The sequence below is a fragment of the Microcoleus sp. B4-C2 genome (assembly GCF_036705265.1).
In the GTDB taxonomy this organism is placed as follows: Bacteria; Cyanobacteriota; Cyanobacteriia; order Cyanobacteriales; family Microcoleaceae; genus Microcoleus.
This window is the reverse complement of record NZ_JAUBUB010000213.1, coordinates 1-1298: the sequence shown is the minus strand read 5'-3', so window position 1 is coordinate 1298 and position 1298 is coordinate 1. Positions and strand designations below refer to the sequence as shown.

At 43.0% G+C, this 1298-nt stretch carries 2 protein-coding genes and 1 pseudogene; 1 reads left to right on the top strand and 2 read right to left on the bottom strand.

The genetic code is table 11. The features are described 5' to 3' along the window. Positions 1-60: 60 nt before the first annotated feature. The gene (locus QUB20_RS28470) at positions 61-345 is read right to left on the bottom strand and encodes a hypothetical protein (protein ID WP_333251559.1); all 285 of its coding nucleotides are present in this window, start codon (positions 343-345) and stop codon (positions 61-63) included. Between the two features lie 50 nt (positions 346-395). Between QUB20_RS28470 and QUB20_RS28465 the strand changes: the two genes are divergently transcribed. After that, a complete protein-coding gene (locus tag QUB20_RS28465; RefSeq protein ID WP_333291848.1) occupies positions 396-617 on the top strand; it encodes a ribbon-helix-helix protein, CopG family in 222 nt (73 codons plus the stop codon). Here QUB20_RS28465 and QUB20_RS28460 read toward each other — a convergent pair. Continuing rightward, positions 591-1074, bottom strand: a pseudogene (locus QUB20_RS28460) (RNA-guided endonuclease TnpB family protein); the annotation flags it as partial. The gene QUB20_RS28465 and the pseudogene QUB20_RS28460 sit on opposite strands and share 27 nt — an antisense overlap. Positions 1075-1298: the final 224 nt, after the last annotated feature.

Below are 1298 nucleotides of genomic sequence, written 5' to 3'. Positions count from 1 at the left end.
TCAATAATTTATAACTCTGCAATTATACATTGTTAGACCTATTTTAGCAATCTTTTCCTATCATTCAACACTTCTGCCCAGAAAGGACTTGAAAGATTCTGCTACGCCCGTTAATATTTGCTGAGCAGTATCAGAGTAAAATGCTTGATAGTGTCGATTCCGATTTTCTGTTCCTAAAACCTTGTGTAACTGAGCGCGATTCGGAACTTTGCCAGTTTTAAAATATAGCTGGCGGGCGTAATAAGTTCCGCAATTAGAAAGCTTTGCAGATTCAGAACACAGGTATTCCAGAATTGCCTTAATCTCTGAATCTGCTCTAATTAAGTTTTGTTGACAGCCAAACATGAGTTATCCTCCTTGCTATACCATAGTACAGCAAAACACCGGATAATATCATGAAGAAACGTTTAGATTTTCGGATTCAAGAATCTGAATTTAAAATTCTTGAAGAGCATTGCAAAGCTGTAGGCAGGACTAAAACCGACGTACTTAGGGAGTTAATCAGGAGCCTCAAAGTCAAAGAAAAGCCGTCAAGCGAAGGACGGGGCTTCAGACCCAGTTTTTTTGGTGAACTACCAGACGCTGACCACTTAAGTGGTACAGCGCTGGCTTCCTGATTCAACGGGGCGGCGCGTCCAACAAAACCGAAGTTTTGCCAGATCGACTTACATCCCCTCCACAGGCAGAAGCGCTAGTTCCTAACGCCAAAATCCGCAAGGCTTCATTTCTAATGTTGATGGCGGCGTTGACATCACGATCGTGGTGAGTACCACAATTCTGGCAACTCCATGCTCTAACATCAAGAGTGAGAATATCAACTCGATTTAGGCATACATGACAAGTCTTAGAGCTAGGAAACCATCTATCGATTTCGACATATTGTTTTCCTTCACTCTCCGACTTGTACTTGAGCATTGTGCAGAAAATACCCCAGCCAACGTCACTAATGGATGAAGCTAAATTATGATTCTTTACCATGCCTTTGATGTTGAGATTTTCCACTGCAATAACTTGGTTTTCGTTAACTATCTTGCGGGATAGCTTTTGTAGAAAATCTTCGCGGTCTCGGGCAATTATAGCGCACAAAAAAACGATATTGATTCGCTGTCGCTCAATTTATTTTCGGGCTGCGTTTTCATCCCGACGCTCACCTTCGGTAGAGCGCGGGACTTCCCATTCGCATTAGTTAAATCGGAACTTACCCCCTGCGGGGGTAGTTCTGGCAGGGTGGATTAATTGTCAAAAGAGTAAACCAGTGGGGCTAGGCTATTTGCTGACGAGCACGCGCCAGATTTAAT

What these genes read in the sequence shown, in the direction of transcription:
- QUB20_RS28470 (WP_333251559.1), bottom strand. Translation starts at nt 345, where the DNA reads ATGTTTGGCTGTCAACAAAACTTAATTAGAGCAGATTCAGAGATTAAG.
- QUB20_RS28465 (WP_333291848.1), top strand. Translation starts at nt 396, where the DNA reads ATGAAGAAACGTTTAGATTTTCGGATTCAAGAATCTGAATTTAAAATT.